A 23022-nucleotide genomic window follows, 5' to 3' on the forward strand; every position below is an offset into this window, starting at 1 on the left:
GGCCGTTCCGGCCGATTCCGGCCGGGGCGCGCCCCGCCTGCGCACGCGCGTGCCGGCGGTTCGCCAGCTCGCGGACGCGGCGCAGCACGAACTGCTCGTCCATGATGCCGAGCCAGCGGTCGAGGTTGACGGCGTACATGTGCCGGCGCGACCGGTCCTTGATGGCGGCGACCACCGGGGCCGCCGCGTCCAGCGCGGCGAGCCGCCCCTCGACGGTGTCGAGGTCGTGCTGCTCGATCGCGCTGCGCACCGCGAACTCGAACAGCGGCAGCCGGGAGGCGACCAGGTCGCGCACCGCCGCGTCGCCGTGCCGGATCCGCAGGTCGCAGGGGTCGAGCCCGTCCGGCTGGACGGCCACGAAGGTCTGCGAGACGAACTTCTGCTCGTCGTCGAACGCGCGCAGCGCCGCCTTCCGGCCGGCCGCGTCGCCGTCGAAGGTGAAGATCACCTCGCCGCGGAACTCGTCCTGGTCCATCAGCAGCCGGCGCAGCACCTTGATGTGGTCGTCGCCGAACGCCGTCCCGCACGTCGCGATCGCGGTCGGGACGCCCGCGAGGTGGCAGGCCATCACGTCGGTGTAGCCCTCGACCACGACGGCCTGCCTGCGCCGCGCGATCTCCTTCTTCGCCAGGTCGGCGCCGTACAGCACCGAGCCCTTGTGGAAGAGCGGCGACTCGGGGGTGTTCAGGTACTTGGGGCCGTCGTCGTCCTCGTAGAGGCGGCGCGCGCCGAACCCGATGACGTCGCCGGACAGGTCGCGGATGGGCCACATCAGCCGGCCGCGGAAGCGGTCCATCGGGCCGCGCCGGCCCTCCTTGGCGAGGCCGCCGGCGACGATGTCGCGGTCGGCGAACCCGCGGGCGCGCAGGTGCCGGACGAGCCCCTCCCACTCGCGGGGCGCGAACCCGACGCCGAACCGGGCGGCGTCGGCGGCCTCGAAGCCCCGCTCGGACAGGAACTTGCGCCCGATCGCCCCCTCCGGGGACTCCAGCTGCCCGGTGTAGTACTCGGCGGCGGCCTTGTGGGCCTCGATCAGGCGGGCGCGCTGGCCGCCGTCCTGCCGGGGGCCGCGCCCGCCGCCCTCCTCGTAGCGGAGCTGGATGCCGGCCTGGGCGGCGAGCCGCTCGACGGCCTCGGAGAACGACAGGTGCTCGATCTCCTGCACGAACTTGATGACGTCGCCGCCCGCCTCGCAGCCGAAGCAGAAGTACAGGCCGCGGGAGGGGGTCACGTTGAACGACGGGGACTTCTCGTCGTGGAAGGGGCAGAGGCCCTTGAGGTTGCCACCGCCCGCGCTGCGAAGCTGCAGGTACTCGCCGATCACGGCGTCGATGGACGCGCGCTCTCGGACGAGTGCGATGTCCTCATTGCGAATCCGGCCTGCCACGACGAAGGAGTCTACGGCGGGCCCGCGACATCCGGCGCTTCCCCGTCCGAACCGGCCGCGCACCCGCCCCGGGGAGGCCGTCCGGGGACGTCCTCCGGAAAGCCGGGAACGTCCTACCTTGGGGCAAATGCCATGGTCCATGGCCGGACTCGGCCGGAACGACCCCCGCCAAGTACGGATTTAGTCTGGACAACCCGGACTGTCGCGCGATGTGATGGCGAACCGAGATTTTGCTCACACCCAGGCGGACGCGATGACGGATGTTGTGCTCGACGGCGTCGACAAGGTGTATCCGGGCGGGCACACCGCCGTCCGGAACGTCCGCCTGCGCATCAACGACGGCGAGCTGTTCGTCCTGCTCGGGCCGTCCGGCTGCGGCAAGTCGACCATCCTGCGGATGATCGCCGGGCTGGAGGAGATCACCGGCGGCGACCTGTGGCTGAACGGCACCGTCGCCAACGACCTGCCGCCGCGCGAGCGCAACGTCGCCATGGTGTTCCAGGAGGGCGCGCTCTACCCGCACCGCACCGTCAAGGGGAACATGATGTTCCCCCTGGAGGTCTCGGGCGACGACCGCGCCGAGGCGAGCGCGAAGGTCGTCGAGCTGGCCCGCGCCCTCGGCCTCAACACGATGATCGACCGGCTGCCGCGCACGCTGTCCGGCGGCCAGCGGCAGCGCGCCGCGATCGGCCGGGCGCTCATCCGCGAGCCGTCGCTGTTCCTGATGGACGAGCCGCTGTCCAGCCTGGACGCGGGGCTGCGCACCGAGCTGCGGGTCGAGATCGCCGCGCTGGTCCGCTCCACCGGCACCACCACCGTGTACGTCACCCACGACCAGGTCGAGGCCATGACGATGGCCGACCGCATGGCGGTGCTGCGCGACGGCGTCCTGGAGGACGTCGGCACCCCCGAGCAGATCTACGAGGACCCGGCGACGGTGTTCGTGGCCGCGTTCCTCAGCTCCCCGCCGATCAACCTGCTCCAGGCCACCCTGTGGGCGATCGAGGGCGAGGGCCTGCTGCTGGACTTCGGGCCGCAGCGGCTGACCGTCCCGTGGGACGACCCGCGCGCGTCCTCGCTGATCAGCCACCACGGCCAGGCGGTGATCGTCGGGATCCGGCCGGACACCCTGATGCCGATCGCGCCGGGCGCCCCCGCGCCGCACGGGTCGGTGCTGTCCGGGCAGGTCAGGGCGCTGGAGTTCCACGGGCACGAGTGGCTCGCCTACGCCGAGGCGGGCATCCCCACGATCGACGCGTCCGAGGTCGGGCGCCCGCCGCGCGCCCCGTCCCACGAGGCGGAGCCCGCCGGCTGGCGGGACCGGCTGCGCGAGATGCTCGGCAAGCCGGCCCCCGACGAGGGCCTCGCCGAGGAGCACGCCGGCCACCACCGGCGCTCCGACCTGGTGTTCCGCATCGCGCCCGGCGACCGTCCCGACCGCGGCGACCACGTGGCGCTGACCGTCGACTTCGACCGCGTGCTGTTCTTCGGCGCCGACGGCCGCCGCGTCACCCCCGTCCGCCGCTAGCCGCCCGCAGTTCTAGTCGCCGGCCACGGCGCGCAGCCTGCGCAGGCCCGCCTCGATCGCGGGCAGCTCCACCGCGCCGTACCCGAAGACCAGTCCGGGGGCCGCCGGCCCCGTGACCGCGAACTCCGACAGCGGGAACAGCCCGACGCCCGCGCCGAGCGCCCGCGCGGCGATCGCGGCGTCGTCGGTCCCGGCCGGCAGGACGGCGCTCAGGTGCAGCCCCGCCTCCGCCGGGACGACGGCGAGCCGGTCGCCGAACAGCTCCGGGAGCAGCCCGGCGATCCGCTCGTGCCGGGCCCGGTACGCGCGGCGCGACCTGCGGATGTGCCGGGCGAGCAGGCCCTCGTCGATGAACCGGGCGAGCGCCGCCTGCGCCGGCAGCTCGGCGTGCCAGGACGAGACGTACCGCGCCATCCGGAACGCGCGGTGCAGGGACGGCGGCGCCACCAGGAACCCGAGCCGCAGCACCGGCCGCATGATCTTGGAGAAGGTGCCGGTGTAGAGCACGCGGCCGTCCTCGTCCAGGCTCTGCAGCGGCTCGATCGGCCGTCCCCCGTACCGGTACTCGGTGTCGTAGTCGTCCTCGACGATCACCACGTCGCGGCGGCGCGCCCAGTCCAGCAGGGCCCGGCGGCGCGGCAGCGACATCGGCATGCCCAGCGGGAACTGGTGGGACGGCGTGACGTACACGGCCCGCGCGTCACCGGGCAGCGCGTCCACGCGCAGCCCTCCGCGTCGACCGGCACGCCCCGGACCCGCATCCCGGCGGCGGCCAGCAGCATCCGGACGGGCGGGTACCCCGGGTCCTCGACGGCGACCGTGTCGCCGGGTTCGAGGAGCACCCGGACGATCAGGTCGAGCGCCTGCTGCGTCCCCGAGGTGACCACGATGTCGCGGCCGGCCGCCCGCACCGACCGGGAGACCCCGACGTGCCGGGCGATGGCCTCGCGCAGCGCGGGCAGCCCCGCCGGGTCGCCCGCCGCGCCGGGGTCGCCGAGCGCCGAGGGGCGCAGCAGGCCCGCCATGATCCGCCGCCACGCCTCGTAGGGGAACAGCGCCGCGTCGGGCAGCCCGGCGCGGAAGTCCCACCGGATCCCGGGCATCGGCCGGGGCCACACGGCCACCTCGTCCCAGCGCGCCCGGGGCCGCAGCGGCGACGCCGCCGGGGCGCCCCGCGCGGCGGACCCGGTCTCCCGGACGAACGTCCCGGCGCCCAGCCTGCTCTCCAGGAAGCCCTCGGCGGCGAGCCGGTCGTAGGCGGCCGCGACCGTGTTGCGGGAGATCGCGAGCCGCCGCGCCAGCTCCCGGGTCGGGGGCACCGCCTCGCCGGCGCGCAGCCGCCCGTCCAGGATCGCGGCGCGCAGCTGCGCGTAGATCTGCCCGGCGAGGTCGCGGCGGCCCACCAGGCTCACATTCAGGTCCACGAGGGCCCACCTTAAATCGGCTCAGTCATTTCACGCGTTTTTGGCCCTTTACCTGGGCCTCTGGACCTTCCTAGCGTGGCCGCATGGATCTGATGACCGAACTCTCGACCACCGACTTCCGCCCGCTGGACCGCAGAGCGGCGGACCTCTACCTGTCGGCCGTCGCGCAGGTGAAGCCGGACGCGCTCGTCCTGCCCACGCCGTGCCCGGACTGGACCCTGCACGGCCTGCTGCGCCACCAGGTCGGCCAGGACGAGGGCTTCGCCGCGGCGGCCCGGGGCGGCGGCGACCGCCTGTCCGACTGGCGCGGCGGCGACCTCGAGGACGATCCGTACGCCGCTGCGGCGGCCAGTGCGGACCTCGTGGCCCGCGCCTTCGCCGACGTCGCCCTGGACGCCGAACTGGCCCTCCCCGAGCTGGGCGGGCGCTTCCCGGCCGCCCTCGCGATCGCCTTCCACCTCGTCGACCTGGTCGTCCACGCGTGGGACGTCGCCGCCGCGATCGGCGTCCCGTGGGAGCCGGCGGACGACCTCGTCGCCGCGTCGCTCAAGGTCGCCGCCCTCGTCCCCGCCGAGGGCCGGGGCCCCGCCGACGCGTTCGCCGCGGCCCTGCCGTCCCCCGCCGGCGCGGCCCCGCGCCGGCGGCTGCTCGCCCTGCTGGGACGGGACCCCTCATGGCACTGAAGAGCAGGGCACTGAACAGCGGGGCACTGAAGAGCGGGTCACTGAGAAGCCCCTGGCAGGCCGGTCCGGCCGCCGCCGCGGGGCCGGTCCTGGTGAGCGTCACCGACTTCACCTGCGCGCACGCGCGCGACCTGCCGTCCGTCTTCCGCGCGGGCATGGCGCTCCGCCGGTCCTGGCCGGACCTGGAAGGCGCCGTCGGCCTGTGGCTCTGGTCGCGGCCCCGGCAGCGGCGGTGCGGATCGGTCTCCGTCTGGACGGACGAGGCCGCGCTGCGCCGCTTCGTCGGCTGGCCGCCGCACGTCGCGATCATGCGCCGGTTCCGGGACCGCGGCACGATCCGCGCCCATGCCTGGCGGGCGGACGCGTTCGACCCGGTGGAGGTGTGGGCGCGGGCCGAGGGCGTGCTGGTTCAGGCGGAGGCGGGGGCGGGCTCGCAGACCGCGTCGCGGTAGAGGCCGATCTTCATCTTGATCTGCGCCTGCTGCTCGCGCAGGGCGGCGATCTGCTCCTCCACCCGGCGGTCGTGCTCTTCGAGCAGGTCGAGGCGCTCCTGGAACGTCCCGGTGCCGCCGCGGGCCAGTTCGGAGTAGCGCAGCATCTCCGCGATCGGCATCCCGGTCCCGCGCAGGCAGCGCAGCATGTGGAGCCAGGCGAGGTCGTCGTCGCTGAACACCCGCCGGCCGGCGGCGTTCCGGGCGATGCCCGGCAGCAGGCCGATCTTCTCGTAGTAGCGCAGGGTGTCGATGCTGAAGCCGCTCTTGTCGGCGGTCTCCGCCGGAGAGTAGGAGCTCACGTCCTCCAGGATTCCACCTGGAGTGCGCTCCAGGTCAATGCGCGCCCGGCGAGGCCGCTTGACCTGGAGCGCGCTCCAGGTCGCACAGTGGAGGAAAGAGCGGACACACGACCACCAGGGACTGCCATGCGCATCGGACTACAGGTTCCCAGCTTCACCTTCCCCGGCGGGCCGGAGCAGATCGCCCCGACGTTCGGCCGGATGGCCCGCGAGGCCGACCAGGGCGGGCTGAGCTCGTTCTGGGTGATGGACCACTTCTTCCAGATCACCGGGGTGGGCCCGGCGGAGGAGCCCATGCTGGAGGGCTACTCCGCGCTCGCCTACGCGGCGGCGCTGACCGAGCGGATCACCCTCGGGACGATGGTCACCGGCGTCACCTACCGGCACCCCGGGATCCTGGTCAAGACCGTGACGACGCTGGACGTGCTGTCCGGCGGGCGCGCGTGGCTCGGCATCGGCGCGGCCTGGAACGAGGAGGAGTCGCGCGGCCTCGGCGTCCGGTTCCCGCCGACCGCCGAGCGGTTCGAGCGGCTGGAGGAGACGCTGCGGCTCGCCCACCAGATGTGGCAAGGCGACGAGTCGGCGTTCGAGGGCGAGCACTACCGGCTGGAGCGCCCGCTGAACTCGCCGCCCGCGCTGCGCCGCCCGCACCCGCCGGTCCTGGTCGGCGGCGGCGGGGAGAAGAAGACGCTGCGGTTCGTCGCCAAGTACGCCGACGCGTGCAACCTCTTCGACGGCGACGAGCTGCCCCGCAAGCTGGAGGTGCTGCGGGAGCACTGCGAGCGCGAGGGGCGCGACTACGCCGAGATCGAGAAGACGTCGCTGGCCCTGCTCCCCGGCTCGCCGTCGGTGGACGAGGTCGTCGACGTCGTCGGCCGCGCCGCCGAGCGCGGCGTCGACCAGGTGATCTTCTCCCAGGCCACCGGGCAGGACCTCGCCGGCGTGCTGGCCGAGGCCGCGGCCCGGACCGAGAAGGTCATTCCGGCGGGCCGCTGAGCCGCGGTCCCGCCGCCGCGCGCCGGACGGCGGCGAGCTTGTCGGGGTTGAGGACGCGGCGGACGGCGGTGACGCGGCCGTCCGCGACCTCCACGATGTCCACGGCGAACAGCCGGCCGTCCCTGATCGCCAGCAGTTCGCGCCGGCCGTTGATCTCCGCGAACTCCAGCCGCAGCGCGTTGCGGGCGGCGACGCGCAGCAGCGCGGTCGCGACCCGGCCCGCCCCCGCGATGACCTTGCGGGCGGCGAAGACGCGGCCGCCGCCGTCGGTGGTGTAGGCGGCGTCCGGGTCGAGCAGCGCCAGCAGCGCCGCCTCGTCGCCGCGCTCGTAGGCGTCCCGGAACGCCGCCAGCACCGCCGCGCGCTCCTTCGGGGACGCCGGGCGGGACGACAGCGCCGCGGCGACCTTGCGGCGCGCCCGCGAGGCGAGCTGCCGGCACGCGGCGGCCGACTTCCCGAGCACCCCGGCGATCTGGTCGTAGGGCACCCCGAACGCCTGGTGCAGGACGAACGCGACCCGCTCGGGCGGCGACAGCTCCTCCATCACGACGAGCATCGCGGTGCCGGCGGTCTCGTCCAGCAGCACCGGCTCGGCGGCGTCCGGCCCGGTCGGCAGCGGTTCGGGCAGCCACGGCCCGACGTAGTCGACGCGGCGCGCGCGGGCGGAGCCGAGCACGTCGTAGGCGCGGCGCGCGGCCGCCGTGATCAGCCAGGCGCGCAGGTCGCGGACGTCGTCCAGCGTCCCGCGCGCCGACGCGCGCAGCCACACGTCCTGGACGATGTCCTCGGCGTCGGCGACGCTGCCGGTGATGCGGTAGGCGGCGCCGAACACGGCGGGGCGGTGCTCCGCCCACTCGTCGTCGAGGCGGGCCATGTCAGGCCGCCGCCGGCGTGAACACCCATTTCTTGTACGACCAGTAGCGGAACGCCGCGCCGAGCCCGACGCCGGCGAGCAGGCCGAGGTTGTAGGCGATGCCGCCGTGCAGGCCGAGGGTGTAGTAGGTGAAGCCGGTGCACAGCACCTGGATGAGCAGGCCGACGCCGTTCAGCGCGAAGAAGATCGCGACTTCGCGGCCGGAGCCGTCGCTGTCCCGGTGGCGGAACGTCCAGTGCCGGTTGAGCAGGTAGGACGTCAGCGTCGACACCACGGTCGGGACGACCACGCTGATGACCGGGCTGCCGCCGAGCCAGGCGCGCATCAGGTTGGCACCGAAGATCATGATGAGCGTGCCGACGCACCCCACGAAGCCGAAACTCAGCAATTCGCGGAGGAATGTCCGGTATGCCGGGGCGGACGAGACCGAATCGACCGGTCTCGACCGCTGCAAGGTGCTCACTTGCCCAGACCTTACCTGAGTAGGACATATCCGAAAGTCGGAACCCCGCTAAAAGATCAAGGGGGCGCGCCGTCAGCCCTCCGCCGCAGCCGCCGCCGGGGCCGGCAGCACGATCAGCCCGACCAGCGCGGGCAGGTTCCAGGCGAGACCGATCGGGACCAGCGACGCCGCGGCGGCGAGACCGGCGCCGAGGGTCGTGGCCCGACTGCCCCACCGGGCGACGGCCCACCCCGCGAACCGGACCGCCGCCACCACCCCGACCGGGGCGCCGAGCAGCGCGACGCCCATCGCGCCCTCGCTCAGCCCGAGCCGCTCCTTGATCTGCGGGATGCGGGCGACCCAGGCGGCGGCGACGAGCCCGCGCGGGGTGAACGCCGCGGTGACCGCGAGCCGCGCCCGGCCGAGCGCCGCGATCTCCTCGTCGCCATCCGGCCGACCGTCCGCGGCCGGGATCAGGCGAGATCGGCCAGCGGCACCGCGGGGTCGGCGAGGCGGGCGGCGTCCACCGGGCGCCGCGAGCGGATCAGCGCTTGGACGTCCCCGGTGACGTCCCACACGTTGACGTTCATCCCGGCGACCACCCGCCCGCCCGACAGCCAGAACGCGATGAACTCGCGGGCCGCGCGGTCGCCCCGGTACACGACCTCGTCGTACTCCCCCGGCGCCGCGACGCCCGACATCTCCATGCCGAGGTCGTACTGGTCGGTGAAGAAGTACGGGATCCGGTCGTAGACGACGTCCTGGCCGAGCATGGCGCGGGCGGCGGCCGGCCCGCCGTTCAGCGCGTTCGCCCAGTGCTCCACCCGGATCCGCCGCCCGAGCAGCGGATGGTAGGCGTTCGCGACGTCGCCGGCGGCGAAGATGTCGGGATCGGAGGTGCGCAGCGACTGGTCGACGAGGATCCCGTCGGACACCTCCAGGCCCGCCTCCTCCGCGAGCCGGGTGTTGGGCCGCACGCCGATGCCGACGACCACGACGTCCGCGGGCACCTCGGCGCCGCCGGAGGTGACCACGGCCGACACCTGCCCGGCGCCCCAGAACCCGGCGACGCCCTGGTCCAGCCGCAGGTCGACGCCGTGCTCGCGGTGCAGGTCGGCGAACATCCCGCCGAGCTCGGGCCCCATCGCGGCGTGCAGCGGCGCCGGCTCCGGCTCGATCACCGTCACCTCGTTGCCGTGGGCGCGGGCGGCGGCGGCCGTCTCCAGCCCGATCCAGCCCGCGCCCGCCACCACGACGCGCCGGCCGCCGTGCGCGAACGCCTGCTTGAGCGCCGCCGAGTCGGCCATCGTGCGCAGGTAGTGGATGCCCTGCAGCTTGGACCCCGGCACCTCCAGCCGGCGCACGGACGAGCCCGTCGCCAGCAGCAGCCGGTCGTAGCCCACCGGCTCCTTGGTGGACAGCCGCACCTGGTGCGCGGCCCGGTCGATGGACGCGACGGAGGTGCCGAGCCGCAGCTCCACGTCGTGCTTGTCGTACCAGTCCGCCTCGTGGACGTGCGCCTTGTCGCGCGGCTCCTTGTCCAGCAGGAAGCCCTTGGACAGCGGCGGCCGCTCGTAGGGCCGCTCGATCTCGTCCCCGATCAGCAGGACTTTGCCCTCGAAGCCCTCCGCGCGGAGCGTCTCCGCCGCCTTGGCGCCGGCCAGGCTCGCTCCGGCGATGACGAACGTCTCCTCGGGCATGGCGACCTCCTGTAGTTGACCTGTAGCTATAGCTACAGCGGCGCCATGGGGGAAACAAGGGCCGAAGGCGCGCGTCGGCGCGCGGACGCGGGGCGGCGGCGGCCCCGGCGGGCCCGCCGATCAGCGCGGACGGCCGCCCAGCATGCGGTGCCGGGCGATCGCGGACAGGTCGGTCAGCGAGGCGATCTGGTCGATGACGGCGCGCAGCCGGGCCGCGTCGTCGGCGGCCTCGGTGAACGCGGCGCGGAATCCGGGGTCGAGCGTTTCGGGCGCGCCGGCCAGCATCAGCTCGGCCAGCTCGGTGATCAGCGTCCGCTGCCGGGCCCGGACCTCCTCGTGGCTGATCCACACGTAGTGCGCCGTGATCCCCTTGAGCAGGGCGTTCTCCAGCCGCTGCGCGCGCGGGACGATCAGCTCCGCCGCGTACCGGGTGAGCGGCCGGTCCCCGTAGGCGGCGCGGGTCGCCGACTCGGCGGCCAGGCAGAACCGGCCGATCAGCGTGCTGGTGAGGTTCTTCAGGGCGGCGAGGCTGCGCGGCGTCCCGTCGTAGCGGTCCGGCCAGTAGGGCTCGGCGAGCAGCGCGGTGAAGCGCTCCTCCAGCTCGGCGAGGTCGGCGTCCGGGCAGTACAGCTTGGCGGCGGTGGCGGCGACGAGGCGGCGCTCGGCCGGGTCGGCGAGCCGGGCGAAGTCGATGTGCCCGGCGACCAGCGCGTCCTCCAGGTCGTGGACGGAGTAGGCGACGTCGTCGCTCCAGTCCATCACCTGGGCCTCGAAGCACGTCCGGCCCTCCGGCGCGCCCTCCCGGACCCAGGCGGCGACGTCCAGGTCGTCGGGGTAGACGCCGAACTTGCCGTTGACCGCCTCGGCCTGCGTCCACGGGTACTTCATCGCGGCGTCCAGCGCGGCGCGGGTCAGGTTCAGCCCGACGCTGCGGCCGTGCAGGGGCGGGCCGTCCGGCGCGAACGACTTCGGCTCCAGCCGGGTCAGCACGCGCAGGCTCTGCGCGTTGCCCTCGAAGCCGCCGCAGTCGCGGGCGACGACGTCGAGGGCGCTCTCGCCGTTGTGGCCGAACGGCGGGTGCCCGATGTCGTGCGACAGGCACGCCGCCTCGACCAGGTCGGGGTCGCAGCCGAGGGACTTGCCGAGCTCCCGGCCGACCTGCGCGCACTCCAGCGAGTGCGTGAGCCGGGTGCGCAGGCTCTGCACCGTGTCGGCCACCGCGTCGGCGCCGGGCGAGGCGACCTGGGTCTTGGCGGCCAGCCGCCGCAGCGCGGCGCTGTGCAGGACGCGGGCGCGGTCGCGCTCGAAGGCCGTCCGGTCGCGGCGCTTGGCCGGCTCCGGCGCCCAGCGCCGCCGGTCGCGGGCGCCGTAGCCCGCCGTGTCGCGGTAGCCCGCGGTGTCGTTGCTCGTCATGGCCCTATCCAGGGTAAGCGGGCGCGGCCGGTTCAGCGGCTCGGCGGCGCCGAGGACGGCGCCCCCGGCGTCCCGGAGGACGACGGGCCCGGCGTCCCGGACGGGTCGATGCGGATGCGCTTGATGGTCTCGTCCGGCACCTGGACGCTCTTGCCCAGCAGCACGTACGACAGGTAGCCGCCGGTCTCCCGGACGATGTAGTTGAACTGCGTGTCGCGGGTCTGCACGCTGGGGCCGCTCCGCGTCGGCGACGCGGCCGCCTCGATGCCCTGGTCCTCCGCCATCTTCTTGGACCGCAGCCCGTGCCACGGGTCGGTGACGATCACGGCGGACGACCAGTGGTGCCGGTCGAACTCGGCGCCGACGGCCTTGAGGCTCTCCAGCGTGTCCCGGCCGACCGGCACCGAGAAGACCTTGGTCGCGGGCACCCCGCCCTGCTCGATCAGCCAGGCGCGCCCGGCGCCCGCCTCGGTGTAGTTGTCGCCGGGGGCCTTGCCGCCGACGGTGACGATGGCGGGCGCGACGCCGTCGCGGTACAGCTCCAGGGCGTGCTGCAGCCGCCACTTCAGCGTCTCGGACGGCCGCCCGTTGTACTGCGCGGCGCCCAGCACGATGATCGCGTCGGAGCGGGGGCGCTCGTCCTGCCGGGCCTGGTACCAGATCCGGGTGCCGACGGTCAGCGGCGTCAGCACGGCGATCGCGAGCAGCCCGAGGACGATGCTCACCGGAACCGTGAACCAGGGCGAGCGGCGGCGGCGCCGGCGCGGGCCGTCCGGGGTCTCGGCGGCGGGCTCTTCGGGCTGGGGCTCCGGCAATTCCACTTCCAACGTCATCGCATCGGACACACTAGGTGAGATGGTCCGGCGCGCGCCCGAAGTTCGGGGGTACCGCGTGTTACCGACCCCACACGGCCTTCGGCGGCCGGTTCCCCGCCGGAGGGAACCGGCCGCCCGCCGGGTGTGTCAGCGGCTGTCGCTGCCGCCCTTCGCGCCGCCCGCGGCGTCCGCCGCCGCGATCGCCGCGCGGCCGGCCTCCAGCCGGGCGACGGGGACGCGGAACGGCGAGCAGGACACGTAGTCCAGCCCGACCTCGTGGCAGAAGTGCACCGAGTCGGGGTCGCCGCCGTGCTCGCCGCAGATGCCGAGCTTGAGGCCCGGACGGGCCCGGCGGCCCTCCTCGGCGGCGATCCGGACGAGCCGCCCGACGCCCTCCCGGTCGAGGGTCTCGAACGGCGACGCCCCGAAGATGCCGAGCTCCAGGTAGCGGGAGAAGAACGCCGCCTCGACGTCGTCGCGGGAGAAGCCCCACGTCGTCTGGGTGAGGTCGTTGGTGCCGAAGGAGAAGAACTCGGCGGCCTCGGCGATCTGCCCGGCGGTCAGCGCCGCCCGCGGCAGCTCGATCATGGTGCCGACCAGCGCCGGGACGTCCACGCCGGTGGCCTCCCGCACCTGCGCGAGGATGCCGCGGGCCTCGTCGCGGACGGCCTCCAGCTCCTGCACCGCGCCGACGAGCGGGATCATGATCTCCGGGCGCGGGTCGCCGCCCGCGCGGCGGCGCGCCGCCGCGGCCTCGGCGATCGCGCGCACCTGCATGGCGAACAGGCCGGGAATCACCAAACCGAGCCGCACGCCGCGCAGTCCGAGCATAGGGTTCTGCTCGTGCAGTCGGTTGACCGCCTCGAGCAGTCTCCGGTCCTTGGGGTCCGCGTCCTCGCCCGCGAGCGCGACCCTGACCGACAGCTCGGTGATGTCGGGGAGGAACTCGTGCAGGGGCGGGTCGATGAGGCGGATCGTGACGGGCAGCCCGTCCATGGCCGCGAAGATGCCCTCGAAGTCGCCGCGCTGCAGCGGCTCCAGGGCGTCCAGCGCGGCCTGCCGCTCGGCGTCGTCCGCGGCGAGCACGAGCTCCTCGATCAGCTGCCGCCGGTCGCCGAGGAACATGTGCTCGGTGCGGCACAGCCCGATGCCGGCGGCGCCGAACCGGCGGGCCCGCGCCGAGTCCTCCGGGTTGTCGGAGTTCGCGCGGACCTTCAGCGCGGCGCGCGCGTCGGCGTGCCTCATCACGCGGTCGACGGCCGTGACGAGGTCGTCGCCGTCGGGCGCCAGCTCGCCCTCGAAGTACCGGACGACGGGCGAGTCCTCCACGGGCACCTCGCCGAGGTAGACGTCGCCGGACGACCCGTCGATCGAGATGACGTCGCCCTCGGACACGGTCACGCCGCCGGGGGCGGTGAAGTGGCCGTTCTTGACGTCGACGTCCAGCTCCTCGGCGCCGCACACGCAGGTCTTGCCCATGCCGCGGGCGACGACGGCGGCGTGCGAGGTCTTGCCGCCGCGCGAGGTCAGCACGCCTTTCGCGGCGACCATGCCGGCGAGGTCGTCGGGGTTGGTCTCGCGGCGCACGAGGATCACGTCCTCGCCCCGGTCGGCCAGCTCCACGGCGCGGGCGGAGCTGAACACGGCCTTGCCGACGGCCGCGCCCGGCGAGGCGTTCATGCCCTTGGTCAGTTTCTGGACGCCGTCCACCCGGCTCGCGAACCGGGGGAACATCAGCTGCGCGAGCTGGTCGCCGGTGACGCGGCGGGCGGCCTCGTCCACGTCGATGAGCCCCTGGTCGAGCAGCTGGCAGGCGATGCGGAACGCCGCGGCGGCGGTCCGCTTGCCGACCCGGGTCTGCAGCATCCACAGCTTCCCGCGCTCGATCGTGAACTCGATGTCGCACATGTCGCGGTAGTGGTTCTCCAGCGTCTCCATGATCTGCAGGAGCCGGTCGTAGGACGCCTTGTCGATGCGCTCCAGCTCCGTCAGCGGCACCGTGTTGCGGATGCCGGCGACGACGTCCTCGCCCTGCGCGTTCTGCAGGTAGTCGCCGTAGATGCCCTGCTGGCCGGACGCGGGGTCGCGGGTGAACGCCACGCCCGTACCGGAGTCCAGGCCCATGTTGCCGAAGACCATCGAGCAGATGTTCACGGCGGTGCCGAGGTCGACGGGGATGCGCTCCTGCCGCCGGTACAGGATCGCGCGGTCGGCGTTCCAGGAGTCGAACACCGCCTTGACGGCGAGGTCCATCTGCTCGCGCGGGTCGGTCGGGAAGTCCCGCCCGGCCTGCTCGCGCACGATCGCCTTGAACCGGCCGACGAGCGCCTCGAAGTCGGCGGCGGTGAGGTCGGCGTCGTTGTCGCTGCCGCGCTCGCGCTTGGCGTCCTCGATGGCCTCCTCGAACAGGTCGCCGTCGATGTCCAGCACGGTCTTGCCGAACATCTGGATCAGCCGCCGGTAGGAGTCCCACGCGAACCGCTCGTCGCCCGCCTGGGCGGCGAGCCCGTGCACGGACTCGTCGTTCAGCCCCACGTTGAGGACGGTCTCCATCATTCCCGGCATGCTGAACTTGGCGCCCGACCGCACGCTGACCAGCAGCGGGTCGTCGCTCTGGCCGAGCTTCTTGCCCATCGCGGACTCGAGGCCGGCGAGGTGCGCGTTCACCTCGTCCGCCAGTCCCTCGGGCAGGTTCCCGTGCTCGAGGTAGTGCCGGCAGGCCTCGGTGGTGATCGTGAACCCGGGGGGCACGGGCAGTCCGAGGTTGGTCATCTCGGCCAGGTTGGCGCCCTTGCCGCCCAGCAGATCCTTGAGGTCCTTGTTGCCCTCAGTGAAGTCGTACACGAACTTCGGCACGGGGAGCTCCTTCTCGCTCCGGTTCCACCCAGTGGCAGGTCCGGGCCCGCCGCGCCGGGGGTGCGCGCCGTCGCGTTCCCCCAGGCAGAAGCGGGTCCGCTGCCCTGTTTGCGGGGACTGTACCCGCGCCCGCCGCGGTTCCTCGGCGCCCGGTGCGCCGGAGGGAGTTTTCGCAGCTCAGACCGCAGATAATGGTCTATTCCAATGGCGAGACCAGCGCCACACCCACGTCCGGGGCGGCCGCCGGGAGCACGCGGCCGGCCGCCTTGGCGCGCCCATGGCTCGGGAGAGGTAATGATGGATCAAGGAGGTGAGGTTGTGAGGCCGAAGGTCGCCGGCGGCCGGGCGGGAGATCCGTTCGCCCCCATCGCCGATTTCGGGTTCCTGTCGGACTGCGAGACGACCGCACTGGTGGCGCCGAGCGGGAACATCGAGTGGATGTGCCTGCCGAAGATGGACTCGCCGAGCGTGTTCGGGTCGATCCTGGACCGCGACGCCGGGTACTTCCGGGTCGGCCCGGCGGGCGTCGAGGTGCCCGCCGCGCAGCGGTACATCCCCGGCACCATGGTGATGGAGACCACCTGGTGGGTGCACGGGGGCTGGCTGGTGGTGACGGACGCCCTGCTGATGGGCCCGTGGCACCACGAGACGGAGCGGTCCCACACGCACCGCAGGGCCCCCACCGACTACGACGCCGACCACGTCCTGCTGCGGATGGTGCGGTGCGTGAACGGGCAGGTCCAGGTACGGCTCGACTGCATGCCGGTGTTCGACTACGGGCAGACGCCCGCCCGCTGGGAGCACACCGGCGCCGGGTACCACGAGGCGGTCGCGCGCGGCAACGGGATCGGGCTGCGGCTCACCACCGACATGAACGTCGGGTTCGAGGGGTCGCTCGCCACGTCCCGGACGCTGCTGAAGCAGGGCGAGTCCCGCTTCGTGGCGCTGTCGTGGAGCGAGCACGCGGCGCCGTCGTCGTGGGAGGAGGCGCAGGAGCGGCTCGTCTGGACCGTCCACCACTGGCAGCACTGGCTGGACCGGGGCCGCTTCCCCGACCACCCGTGGCGCAGCCACCTGCAGCGCAGCGCGCTGACGCTGAAGGGCCTGACGTTCGCGCCGTCGGGCGCGGTCGCGGCGGCGGCGACGACGTCGCTGCCGGAGACGCCGGGCGGCGACCGGAACTGGGACTACCGCTACACCTGGATCCGCGACTCCACGATGGCGCTGTGGGCGTTCTACACGCTCGGCTACGACTGGGAGGCCAACGACTTCTTCTACTTCATCACCGACGTCGCCGAGGCGGCCGAGGGCAAGCTGCAGATCATGTACGGCCTGGACGGGCGGGAGGAGCTGCCGGAGTCCACGCTGGAGCACCTCACCGGGTACGGCAACGCCCGTCCCGTGCGCATCGGCAACGAGGCGTACATGCAGGCGCAGCACGACGTGTGGGGCGCGATCATCGGCTCCATCTACCTGTTCGTGCGCAAGCGGGACCGGCTCGACGACCGGCTCTGGAAGATCATCATCAAGCAGGTGGAGGACGCGCTCGCCAACTGGCGCACCCCCGACTGCGGGATGTGGGAGGTGCGCGGCGAGCCGCAGCACTTCACCTCCTCGAAGGTCTTCTGCTGGGTGGCGGCCGAGCGCGGTGCCCGGCTCGCCCGGATCCGCGGCGACCAGGACCGGGCGCGCCGCTGGCAGGCCGCCGCCGACGAGATCCACGCGGACGTGCTCGCGAACGCGCTGGACGAGCGCGGCGTGTTCACCGCGCACTACGGCGCGACGGCGCTGGACGCCTCGGCGCTGCTGATCCCGCTGCTCGGGTTCCTGCCCGCCGACGACAAGCGGGTCCGCGAGACCGTGCTCGCCATCGCCGACGAGCTGTCGGAGGACGACCTCGTCCTGCGCTACCGGGCCGGGGAGACCGACGACGGGTTCGAGTCCGATGAGGGCACGTTCACGATCTGCTCGTTCTGGCTGGTCAGCACGCTGGTGATGATCGGCGAGCTGGAGCGGGCCCGCGCGCTGTGCGAGAAGCTGCTGTCGTACGCGAGCCCGCTGCAGCTGTACGCCGAGGAGATCGACCCGCACACGGGCCGGCACCTCGGCAACTTCCCGCAGGCGTTCACCCATCTGGCGCTGATCAACGCGGTCATGCAGGTGATCAGCGCGGAGAACGACGAGCCGCAGCCGCCGCTCGCCTGACCGGACGGATGGCCGGGGCGGCGTCCCGGCCATCCGGAGGCTTGATCACAAGTTGATCGACATACGCCGGAAATGACGCTTTTGTCGGAGGCCCCGGCTACCGTTCCGCCGTGACCACGCCACCGTCCGCTGACGACCTCCCGGAGGACCCCGCCCCCGCCTGGGCTCCGCCCGACGCCCCCGCCGACCCGCCGCCCTCCCCTGCACCACCGTCCACCCCCGCACCCTCATCCACCCCCGCACCTCCGCTCGGTGCAGCACCCCCGCCCGGCGCCTTACCGCCGCCGGGCCTCCCGCCACGGACCGGTCCCGCTCGGACGAACCGGCTGGCGATCGCCGCCCTGATCACCGGCGTCCTCGCGCTGGTCCCGTTCGCGGTCGGCTTCGGCATCGCCGCGCTCGTCCAGGCCGGACGCCGCGGCGAGAAGGGCAGGGGCCTCGCCGCCGGCGGCCTGGCGGCCTCGGCCGTCTGGGTCGCCGTCGCCGCGGTCGCCGCCGCCGCGGCCGTCGGCTCCCTGCTCACCGTCGACCGCGACGAGTCCGGGCACGTCACCGGGAAGGACAGGGTGCTGCCCTCCCTCCTGCGCGTCGGCGACTGCTTCACCGGCTTCGACGGGAACGTCCAGGCACTGGTGACGGCGCTGCCCTGCACCCGGCCGCACCAGGGCGAGGTCAGTGCCAGCCTGCGCCTGCCCGGCACCGACTACCCCGGCGACCATGAGGTCTTCCAGCAGGCGGAGGACGCGTGCTTCCTGCGCCTCGCCCGCCTCCAGAAGAGCAGGTACGCCGAGGACCTGCAGCTCTACGTCATCACGCCGACCCGGCCGACCTGGCGGAGCGGGGACCGCGAGGCGGTCTGCCTGATGCTCTACGAGGGCACCGGGAAGATCAGCGCACCGCTCGCCGAGACGCTTGACCCCAACCGCAAGCTCTGGCACGAGCTCGCCCGCGGCGACTGCCTCGGCAAGTGGAGCGAGGACCTGCCGGCCCAGCGCGTCCTCGCGTGCACCGATGAGCACTGGATGGAGGTCTTCGCCGTCTTCCGGCTCGAGGACGGGCCGTACCCGGGCGCGAAGGCGACCGAGCGGCGGGCGGAGGCCGGCTGCGACAAGCGCTACGAGAAGGTGTTCAGCGGGCGCCGCACACCGGACATCCTCACCTGGATGATGCCGGAGGAGGACGAGTGGACGTCCGGCATCCGCACCGTCGTCTGCCTGGGCGAGAGCGAGAAGCGCCCCATGACGAAGCCGCTGCTGCCATGACCGCCCCCGAACCAGCGGACCCGGACGGCCCCGCCGCAGGGCGACGGACGAACGGGTTAGCGGTCGCCGCGCTCGTCACGGGCCTGCTCGGCCTGGTCCTGTTCGCGGTCGGCTTCGGCATCGCCGCGCTCGTCCAGGCCGGACGCCGCGGCGAGAAGGGCAGGGGCTTCGCCGCCGCCGGGCTGGTGGCGGCGGCCGTCTGGGCCGCCGTCTTCAGCGTCGCGGCGGTCATGGCCGCCCACCGCGTGGAGGACACGGCCCGCCGGATCGACACGCACGGCAAGACGTGGGCGTCCGACCTGCGCAGCGGCGACTGCTTCAACGCGCTCGAAGAGCGGTCGACACGGGTGCTCCTCATGCCCTCGCCCTGCGACCGGCCGCACGAGGGGGAGATCGGCGCCGAGGTGACCCTGACCGCCTCGGCGTTCCCCGGCGACCGGGCCGTCGCGGAGATGGCCCGGAAGGAGTGCCGCGAGCGCACCGGGTTCCTGAGGCAGAGCGCCTACGGGAACCGGCTCGAACTGTACGCCGACCGTCCCGACGAGAAGGCGTGGAAGGACGGCGACCGCGACGTGGTGTGCCTCCTGCGCTACCCCGGCCCGAAGCGGCTCACCGCACCGCTCCTCGACGCCAAGGAGACGGTGCTGACACCGCTGGCGCGGCTCCTCCCCGGCGACTGCCTCACCACCTGGCAGATCAGCGGCTTCCTACCGGCCATCGACTGCCGTCTGGAGCACAAGTTCGAGGTGTACGCCCTCTTCACGCTGCGGGACGGCGCGTGGCCGGGCGACGACGCGGTGGCACGCGACGCGGACGCGGGGTGCCGGAACCGCTGGGAGAAGATGTTCGGCCCCGCGGGGCCGCGCGTCCCGGCCGGCCAGAAAGCGGGCCGGCACGTCGAGGCGCCGGTCCTGGACAACTGGAAGAAGAAGAACCGGCAGGTCACCTGCCTCGTCACCGGAACCACCGGCCTGCTGAGGGGATCAGTGGTGCCGAAGTGAGCCCGCTCGAACGACCGCTCCGCACGAACTGCCCTCCCCCGCCTCCGGAGACGCCATGACCACCCCCGACGACGACCCGCCGAACGAGACCGCGCCCGCCTGGGTGCCGCCGGACGCGCCGGCCGCGCCCCCGCCCGCGACCGCACCGGCGGCGGCGGGCCCGCCCCTCACCGAGCCCCTCGCCGGGCCCCTCACCGGGCCTCTCGCCGCGCCGCCCACCGCGGCCCGGCCGCGGACGAACCGGTGGGCGATCGTCGCGCTCGTCGCGGGCCTGCTCGGCATGGTCCTGCTCGCGGTCGGTTTCGCCGTCGCCGCCTTCGTCCAGACCGGGCGCCGGGGCGAGAAGGGCACCGGCCTGGCCGTCGGCGGGCTCGCCGCCTCCCTGGCCTGGGTCGCCGCCATCGCCGTCGTCGTGACCGTCGGGCCGCTGTCCCCGGACACCTCCGTGCCCGCCGCCCGCGCGGACGGCAAGGTCGCGGTCACCTCGATGCGGCCGGGCGACTGCTTCAGCGAGTTCGAGGAGAGCCCCGCCGGCATGTTCGTGCGGCCGCTGCCGTGCACCACGCCGCACCAGGGCGAGGTCGGCGCCGAGGCGGAGCTGCCGGACGTGCCGTTCCCGGGCCGGGAGGAGGTCGGCAACCGGGCGTGGACGGTGTGCCGCGAGCGGACGCAGTTCCTGGAGAAGAGCCGCTACGGCAAGGACCTCCGGCTCCACGTCGCGCCGCCGGACGAGGCGGCGTGGAAGGACGGCGACCACGCCGCCACCTGCGTCATGCGCTACACCGGCTCCGGCCTGCTCCCGGCGTCCCTCGACCAGACCATGGAGACCAAGGAGCGGTACACGCCGGAGCTCCAGCCGGGAGACTGCGTCAAGAAGTGGGACGACGAGGGCTACCAGCCCCTCGTCCCCTGCACCGAGAAGCACGAGTACGAGGTGCTCGCCTTCTACACGATGCCCGGCGGCAAGTACCCGGGGACCGCGAAGATGGATCGGAAGGCGCTGGAAGGCTGCGCCGAGCAGGCGGTCAAGGTGTGGCGGTCGGACCCGCCGTTCGACATCGCCGACATGGCGTGGGCGGGTCCCGACAAGCTGGGCTGGGAGGCCGGCAACCGGCTGATCATCTGCCTGGTGACGGGCCGGAACGGCTTCCTCGACCGATCCGTCGTCCCGCACTGACCGCGCGGGCGTGCCGCCGGCGCCGGGTGGCGCCGGCGGCACGCGGGCGCTACACGACGGCGCCGGAGCTGTCCGCGGTGCGGCGGACGGGCTTCTTCGCCTTGCCCTGCGGCGGCGGGGCCTTCGCGAAGCGCTCCAGCACGACGGCGATCGGCGTCGCGGTGAAGACGCTGGAGTACGTCCCGACGACGATGCCGATCAGCAGGGCGATCGCGAAGTCGGTCAGCGAGTCGCCGCCGAGGATCGCGAGGGCTGCGAGGATGAACAGCGCGCCCATGCCGGTGTTGATCGTGCGCGGGACGGTCTGCAGCGTGCCCCGGTTCGCGATGTCGGCGAACCGGCCCTTGGGGGTGTTCCCCCACAGCTCCCGGATCCGGTCGAACACGACGACGGAGTCGTTCACCGAGTACCCGATGACGGTGAGCAGCGCGGCGAGGAAGACCCCGTCGATCGGTTTGCCGAGCCAGGCGAAGACGCCCGTGACGATCGTGATGTCGTGGAACATCGCGAGGACCGAGCCGCTCGCGAACGTCCAGCGGAATCTGATCGTCAGGTAGGCCAGCTGCGCGAGCAGCGCGATGCCGAGGGCGATCAGCGCGTTCTTGCGCAGCTCGTCGCCGAGGCTCGGCCCGATCAGCTCGTCGCGCTGCTTGGTCGCGCCGCCGCCCTCCTTCGCGAGCGCCTCCTGGATCCGCTTCTCCTCCTCGTTGGTCAGGTCGGAGGTGCGGACGGAGATGTCGTCCTGGCCGGAGGTCTGGACGACGGCGCGCGGGAACCCGGCGTCGGCGACGGCCGCGCGGGCCTTGTCGATGTCGAGGTGCTGGCTGGTGGAGTACTCGACGAGGCGTCCGCCGGTGAACTCCACGCCGAAGTTCAGCCCGCGGGCGAAGATCCCGGTCAGCGCGACGGCGACCGCGACCACGGAGATCCCGATCCACATCCGGCTGCGCTTCATGATGTCGGGGCCGCTGCGCTCCAGCCAGTTGCGGATCCGCCCGGGGCCGGCCAGCCCGCCGGCCCTGCCCTTCATGATCTTGGGCATCCGGGCGGCGGCGGCGTCGGTGAGCACGCGGCTCAGCAGCATCGCCGAGACGAGGGAGGCGAGCACACCGATGGTCAGCGTGACACCGAAGCCCCGAACGGGCCCGGAGGCCAGCCAGAACAGCAGCCCGCCCGCGAGCAGCGTGGTGACGGCGGAGTCGGCGATCGCCGACCACGCCTTGTTGAAGCCGATGGCGAGCGCGTTGCGCGCGCTGCGGCCCGGTGCCGCCGCCCGTTCCTCTCTCGCCCGTTCGAAGGCCAGCACGTTGGCGTCGATCGCCATGCCGATGGCCAGGACGAAACCGGCGAGGCCCGGCAAGGTGAGCGTCGCCCCGATCGCGACGAGCGCCGCGTAGGAGATCAGCGCGTAGCCGGCGAGGGCGAGCGTGGCGAGGAAGCCGACGATGCGGTAGACGGCCACGATGAACAGGCCGGTCAGGATGATGCCGATGATCGCGGCCTTGGCGCTGGCGTCGATGGCCTCGTCGCCGAGGGTCGGGCCGACCACCCGCTGCTCGATGATCTTCACGGGGACGGGCAGCGAGCCGCCCTGGATGAGGGCCGCGAGGTCCTTGGCCTCGCCGGCGGTGAAGTCGCCGGTGATCTGGGTGGAGCCGCCGGTGATGCCGACGCCGCAGGGCACGCTCTGGGTGACCTGCGGGGAGGAGATGACCTTGCCGTCCAGCACGATCGCGACGCGCCGCTCGTCGCCGACGGCGCAGGCGGCCTTGGCGGTCAGCTTCTCCCAGGTCTTGCCGCCGCTGCCTTTGAAGTCGACGTTGACGGCCCAGCCGCCGAGGTTCTGCGCGTCGTAGGAGGCGCTCGCCTCGCCGATGCCGGCGCCGGTGAGCGCGGCGGGGCCGATGAGGATCTGCTGCCCGCTCTCGTCCGGGATCAGCTGCTGCCCCTTCTCGGCCTTGCCGGTGTTGGGCAGCACGGGGTGCGCGGTGAGCTGCGCGGTCTTGCCGATCGCCTCGGTGGCGCGGGTCGGGTCCTGGACGTCGGGCAGCTCCACGATCAGCCGCTTGTCGCCGGACCGGGTGATGGACGACTCGGCGACGCCGAGCGCGTCGATGCGGCGGTGCAGGACCTCCCGGGCGCGGTCGGTCGACTCGCGGTCGGCCTTGGTGGTCTGCGAGTCCTGGGTCTCGAGGACGATCTGGGTGCCGCCGCGCAGGTCGAGACCGAGGCGGGCCGGTTTCGACCAGGCGAAGTAGAAGGATGTGGCGAGTACGGCGAACGCCAGTATCGCCCGCACCATGTTGGCGCGCGTCAAGAGGGAACCTCCACACGGGGGTGTCGGCGCCGCGCCTGAGCGCGCGGCACCGCGGACAGATGGCTCAGATCCGTGCGGTGGAGGGCGGTGCGCGGCCGCGGGGGGCGGCGGGGGGTGCGAGGTCGGGTGAGACGGGGGCGGCGGCGGGC

20 protein-coding genes are annotated in these 23022 nt (G+C 73.4%); 8 read left to right on the top strand and 12 right to left on the bottom strand.

The genetic code is table 11. The features are described from left to right. On the bottom strand, positions 1 to 1387 hold a 1387-nt coding region (gene dnaG, locus AB0K34_RS38695; RefSeq protein WP_364553713.1), incomplete at its 3' end, for a DNA primase. A gap of 253 nt (positions 1388 to 1640) precedes the next feature. Between dnaG and AB0K34_RS38700 the strand changes: the two genes are divergently transcribed. Further along, positions 1641 to 2915 carry an ABC transporter ATP-binding protein gene (locus AB0K34_RS38700; RefSeq protein WP_364553714.1) on the top strand — a complete coding sequence of 425 codons (1275 nt, stop codon included), beginning with the start codon at positions 1641 to 1643 and terminating at the stop codon, positions 2913 to 2915. A 12-nt stretch (positions 2916 to 2927) separates the two neighbouring features. On the opposite strand, the gene AB0K34_RS38705 is transcribed toward AB0K34_RS38700, so the two are convergent. Next, the gene (locus tag AB0K34_RS38705) at positions 2928 to 3569 is read right to left on the bottom strand and encodes a PLP-dependent aminotransferase family protein (RefSeq protein WP_364553716.1); all 642 of its coding nucleotides are present in this window, start codon (positions 3567 to 3569) and stop codon (positions 2928 to 2930) included. Continuing rightward, positions 3506 to 4339 (bottom strand): PLP-dependent aminotransferase family protein, encoded by an 834-nt coding sequence (locus tag AB0K34_RS38710; protein WP_364553718.1) that lies wholly within the window; start codon positions 4337 to 4339, stop codon positions 3506 to 3508. The genes AB0K34_RS38705 and AB0K34_RS38710 overlap by 64 nt, the downstream gene beginning before the upstream one ends. 83 nt (positions 4340 to 4422) lie before the next feature. Between AB0K34_RS38710 and AB0K34_RS38715 the strand changes: the two genes are divergently transcribed. After that, entirely contained in the window at positions 4423 to 5022 is a 600-nt protein-coding gene (locus AB0K34_RS38715) for a TIGR03086 family metal-binding protein (RefSeq protein WP_364553720.1), read from the top strand. Then, entirely contained in the window at positions 5013 to 5474 is a 462-nt protein-coding gene (locus AB0K34_RS38720; protein ID WP_364553722.1) for a hypothetical protein, read from the top strand. Before AB0K34_RS38715 ends, AB0K34_RS38720 begins: the two co-directional genes overlap by 10 nt. Here the strand turns inward: AB0K34_RS38720 and AB0K34_RS38725 are convergent. Beyond that, positions 5432 to 5815 (bottom strand): MerR family transcriptional regulator, encoded by a 384-nt coding sequence (locus tag AB0K34_RS38725; protein WP_138634906.1) that lies wholly within the window; start codon positions 5813 to 5815, stop codon positions 5432 to 5434. The genes AB0K34_RS38720 and AB0K34_RS38725 overlap by 43 nt on opposite strands. A gap of 126 nt (positions 5816 to 5941) precedes the next feature. On the opposite strand from AB0K34_RS38725, the gene AB0K34_RS38730 reads away from it, so the two are divergent. Then, entirely contained in the window at positions 5942 to 6811 is an 870-nt protein-coding gene (locus AB0K34_RS38730) for an LLM class F420-dependent oxidoreductase (RefSeq protein WP_138634909.1), read from the top strand. Here AB0K34_RS38730 and sigJ read toward each other — a convergent pair. From sigJ to ppdK, 7 genes are all read right to left on the bottom strand, one after another. Further along, positions 6792 to 7685 carry an RNA polymerase sigma factor SigJ gene (gene sigJ, locus AB0K34_RS38735; RefSeq protein WP_364553723.1) on the bottom strand — a complete coding sequence of 298 codons (894 nt, stop codon included), beginning with the start codon at positions 7683 to 7685 and terminating at the stop codon, positions 6792 to 6794. The genes AB0K34_RS38730 and sigJ overlap by 20 nt on opposite strands. A gap of 1 nt (position 7686) precedes the next feature. Further along, the gene (locus tag AB0K34_RS38740; protein ID WP_138634915.1) at positions 7687 to 8148 is read right to left on the bottom strand and encodes a GtrA family protein; all 462 of its coding nucleotides are present in this window, start codon (positions 8146 to 8148) and stop codon (positions 7687 to 7689) included. Positions 8149 to 8220: 72 nt separating this feature from the next. Continuing rightward, positions 8221 to 8703: a hypothetical protein gene (locus AB0K34_RS38745; protein WP_364553724.1), complete on the bottom strand. Its 483-nt coding sequence runs from the start codon at positions 8701 to 8703 to the stop codon at positions 8221 to 8223. Continuing rightward, on the bottom strand, positions 8601 to 9827 hold the full coding sequence (locus tag AB0K34_RS38750; RefSeq protein WP_138634918.1) for an FAD-dependent oxidoreductase: 1227 nt from the start codon (positions 9825 to 9827) through the stop codon (positions 8601 to 8603). Before AB0K34_RS38750 ends, AB0K34_RS38745 begins: the two co-directional genes overlap by 103 nt. Positions 9828 to 9947: 120 nt before the next feature. Further along, on the bottom strand, positions 9948 to 11240 hold the full coding sequence (locus tag AB0K34_RS38755; RefSeq protein ID WP_138634921.1) for a deoxyguanosinetriphosphate triphosphohydrolase: 1293 nt from the start codon (positions 11238 to 11240) through the stop codon (positions 9948 to 9950). 32 nt (positions 11241 to 11272) lie between these two features. Next, positions 11273 to 12073 (bottom strand): YdcF family protein, encoded by an 801-nt coding sequence (locus AB0K34_RS38760; protein WP_301175428.1) that lies wholly within the window; start codon positions 12071 to 12073, stop codon positions 11273 to 11275. 129 nt (positions 12074 to 12202) lie between these two features. Then, complete coding sequence (ppdK, locus tag AB0K34_RS38765; protein WP_138634927.1) at positions 12203 to 14911, bottom strand: pyruvate, phosphate dikinase; 2709 nt, start codon at positions 14909 to 14911, stop codon at positions 12203 to 12205. Positions 14912 to 15229: 318 nt separating this feature from the next. On the opposite strand from ppdK, the gene AB0K34_RS38770 reads away from it, so the two are divergent. The 4 genes from AB0K34_RS38770 to AB0K34_RS38785 all read left to right on the top strand — a co-directional run bounded on the left by AB0K34_RS38770 (position 15230) and on the right by AB0K34_RS38785 (position 20556). Then, a complete protein-coding gene (locus tag AB0K34_RS38770; RefSeq protein ID WP_138634932.1) occupies positions 15230 to 17116 on the top strand; it encodes a glycoside hydrolase family 15 protein in 1887 nt (628 codons plus the stop codon). A 110-nt stretch (positions 17117 to 17226) separates the two neighbouring features. Beyond that, positions 17227 to 18378 carry a DUF4190 domain-containing protein gene (locus AB0K34_RS38775; RefSeq protein WP_301175429.1) on the top strand — a complete coding sequence of 384 codons (1152 nt, stop codon included), beginning with the start codon at positions 17227 to 17229 and terminating at the stop codon, positions 18376 to 18378. Further along, positions 18375 to 19379, top strand: a complete 1005-nt coding sequence (locus tag AB0K34_RS38780; RefSeq protein ID WP_301175430.1) for a septum formation family protein — start codon at positions 18375 to 18377, stop codon at positions 19377 to 19379. Before AB0K34_RS38775 ends, AB0K34_RS38780 begins: the two co-directional genes overlap by 4 nt. A gap of 55 nt (positions 19380 to 19434) precedes the next feature. Continuing rightward, entirely contained in the window at positions 19435 to 20556 is a 1122-nt protein-coding gene (locus tag AB0K34_RS38785) for a DUF4190 domain-containing protein (RefSeq protein WP_301175431.1), read from the top strand. A 49-nt stretch (positions 20557 to 20605) separates the two neighbouring features. On the opposite strand, the gene secD is transcribed toward AB0K34_RS38785, so the two are convergent. Next, positions 20606 to 22873, bottom strand: coding sequence for a protein translocase subunit SecD (secD, locus tag AB0K34_RS38790; protein ID WP_301175432.1), 2268 nt, complete (start codon positions 22871 to 22873; stop codon positions 20606 to 20608). Between the last annotated feature and the right edge of the window lie 149 nt (positions 22874 to 23022).

The organism is Actinomadura sp. NPDC049382 (assembly GCF_040677125.1).
Taxonomy (GTDB): Bacteria; Actinomycetota; Actinomycetes; order Streptosporangiales; family Streptosporangiaceae; genus Spirillospora; species Spirillospora geliboluensis.

Bases quoted from the DNA above. Each gene is read 5' to 3' on its own strand.
- AB0K34_RS38720 (WP_364553722.1), top strand. From the start codon at position 5,013: ATGGCACTGAAGAGCAGGGCACTGAACAGCGGGGCACTGAAGAGCGGG.
- AB0K34_RS38785 (WP_301175431.1), top strand. From the start codon at position 19,435: ATGACCACCCCCGACGACGACCCGCCGAACGAGACCGCGCCCGCCTGG.
- AB0K34_RS38780 (WP_301175430.1), top strand. From the start codon at position 18,375: ATGACCGCCCCCGAACCAGCGGACCCGGACGGCCCCGCCGCAGGGCGA.
- AB0K34_RS38730 (WP_138634909.1), top strand. From the start codon at position 5,942: ATGCGCATCGGACTACAGGTTCCCAGCTTCACCTTCCCCGGCGGGCCG.
- AB0K34_RS38760 (WP_301175428.1), bottom strand. From the start codon at position 12,073: ATGACGTTGGAAGTGGAATTGCCGGAGCCCCAGCCCGAAGAGCCCGCC.
- AB0K34_RS38755 (WP_138634921.1), bottom strand. From the start codon at position 11,240: ATGACGAGCAACGACACCGCGGGCTACCGCGACACGGCGGGCTACGGC.
- AB0K34_RS38705 (WP_364553716.1), bottom strand. From the start codon at position 3,569: ATGCCGATGTCGCTGCCGCGCCGCCGGGCCCTGCTGGACTGGGCGCGC.
- AB0K34_RS38700 (WP_364553714.1), top strand. From the start codon at position 1,641: ATGACGGATGTTGTGCTCGACGGCGTCGACAAGGTGTATCCGGGCGGG.
- AB0K34_RS38715 (WP_364553720.1), top strand. From the start codon at position 4,423: ATGGATCTGATGACCGAACTCTCGACCACCGACTTCCGCCCGCTGGAC.
- sigJ (WP_364553723.1), bottom strand. From the start codon at position 7,685: ATGGCCCGCCTCGACGACGAGTGGGCGGAGCACCGCCCCGCCGTGTTC.
- AB0K34_RS38750 (WP_138634918.1), bottom strand. From the start codon at position 9,827: ATGCCCGAGGAGACGTTCGTCATCGCCGGAGCGAGCCTGGCCGGCGCC.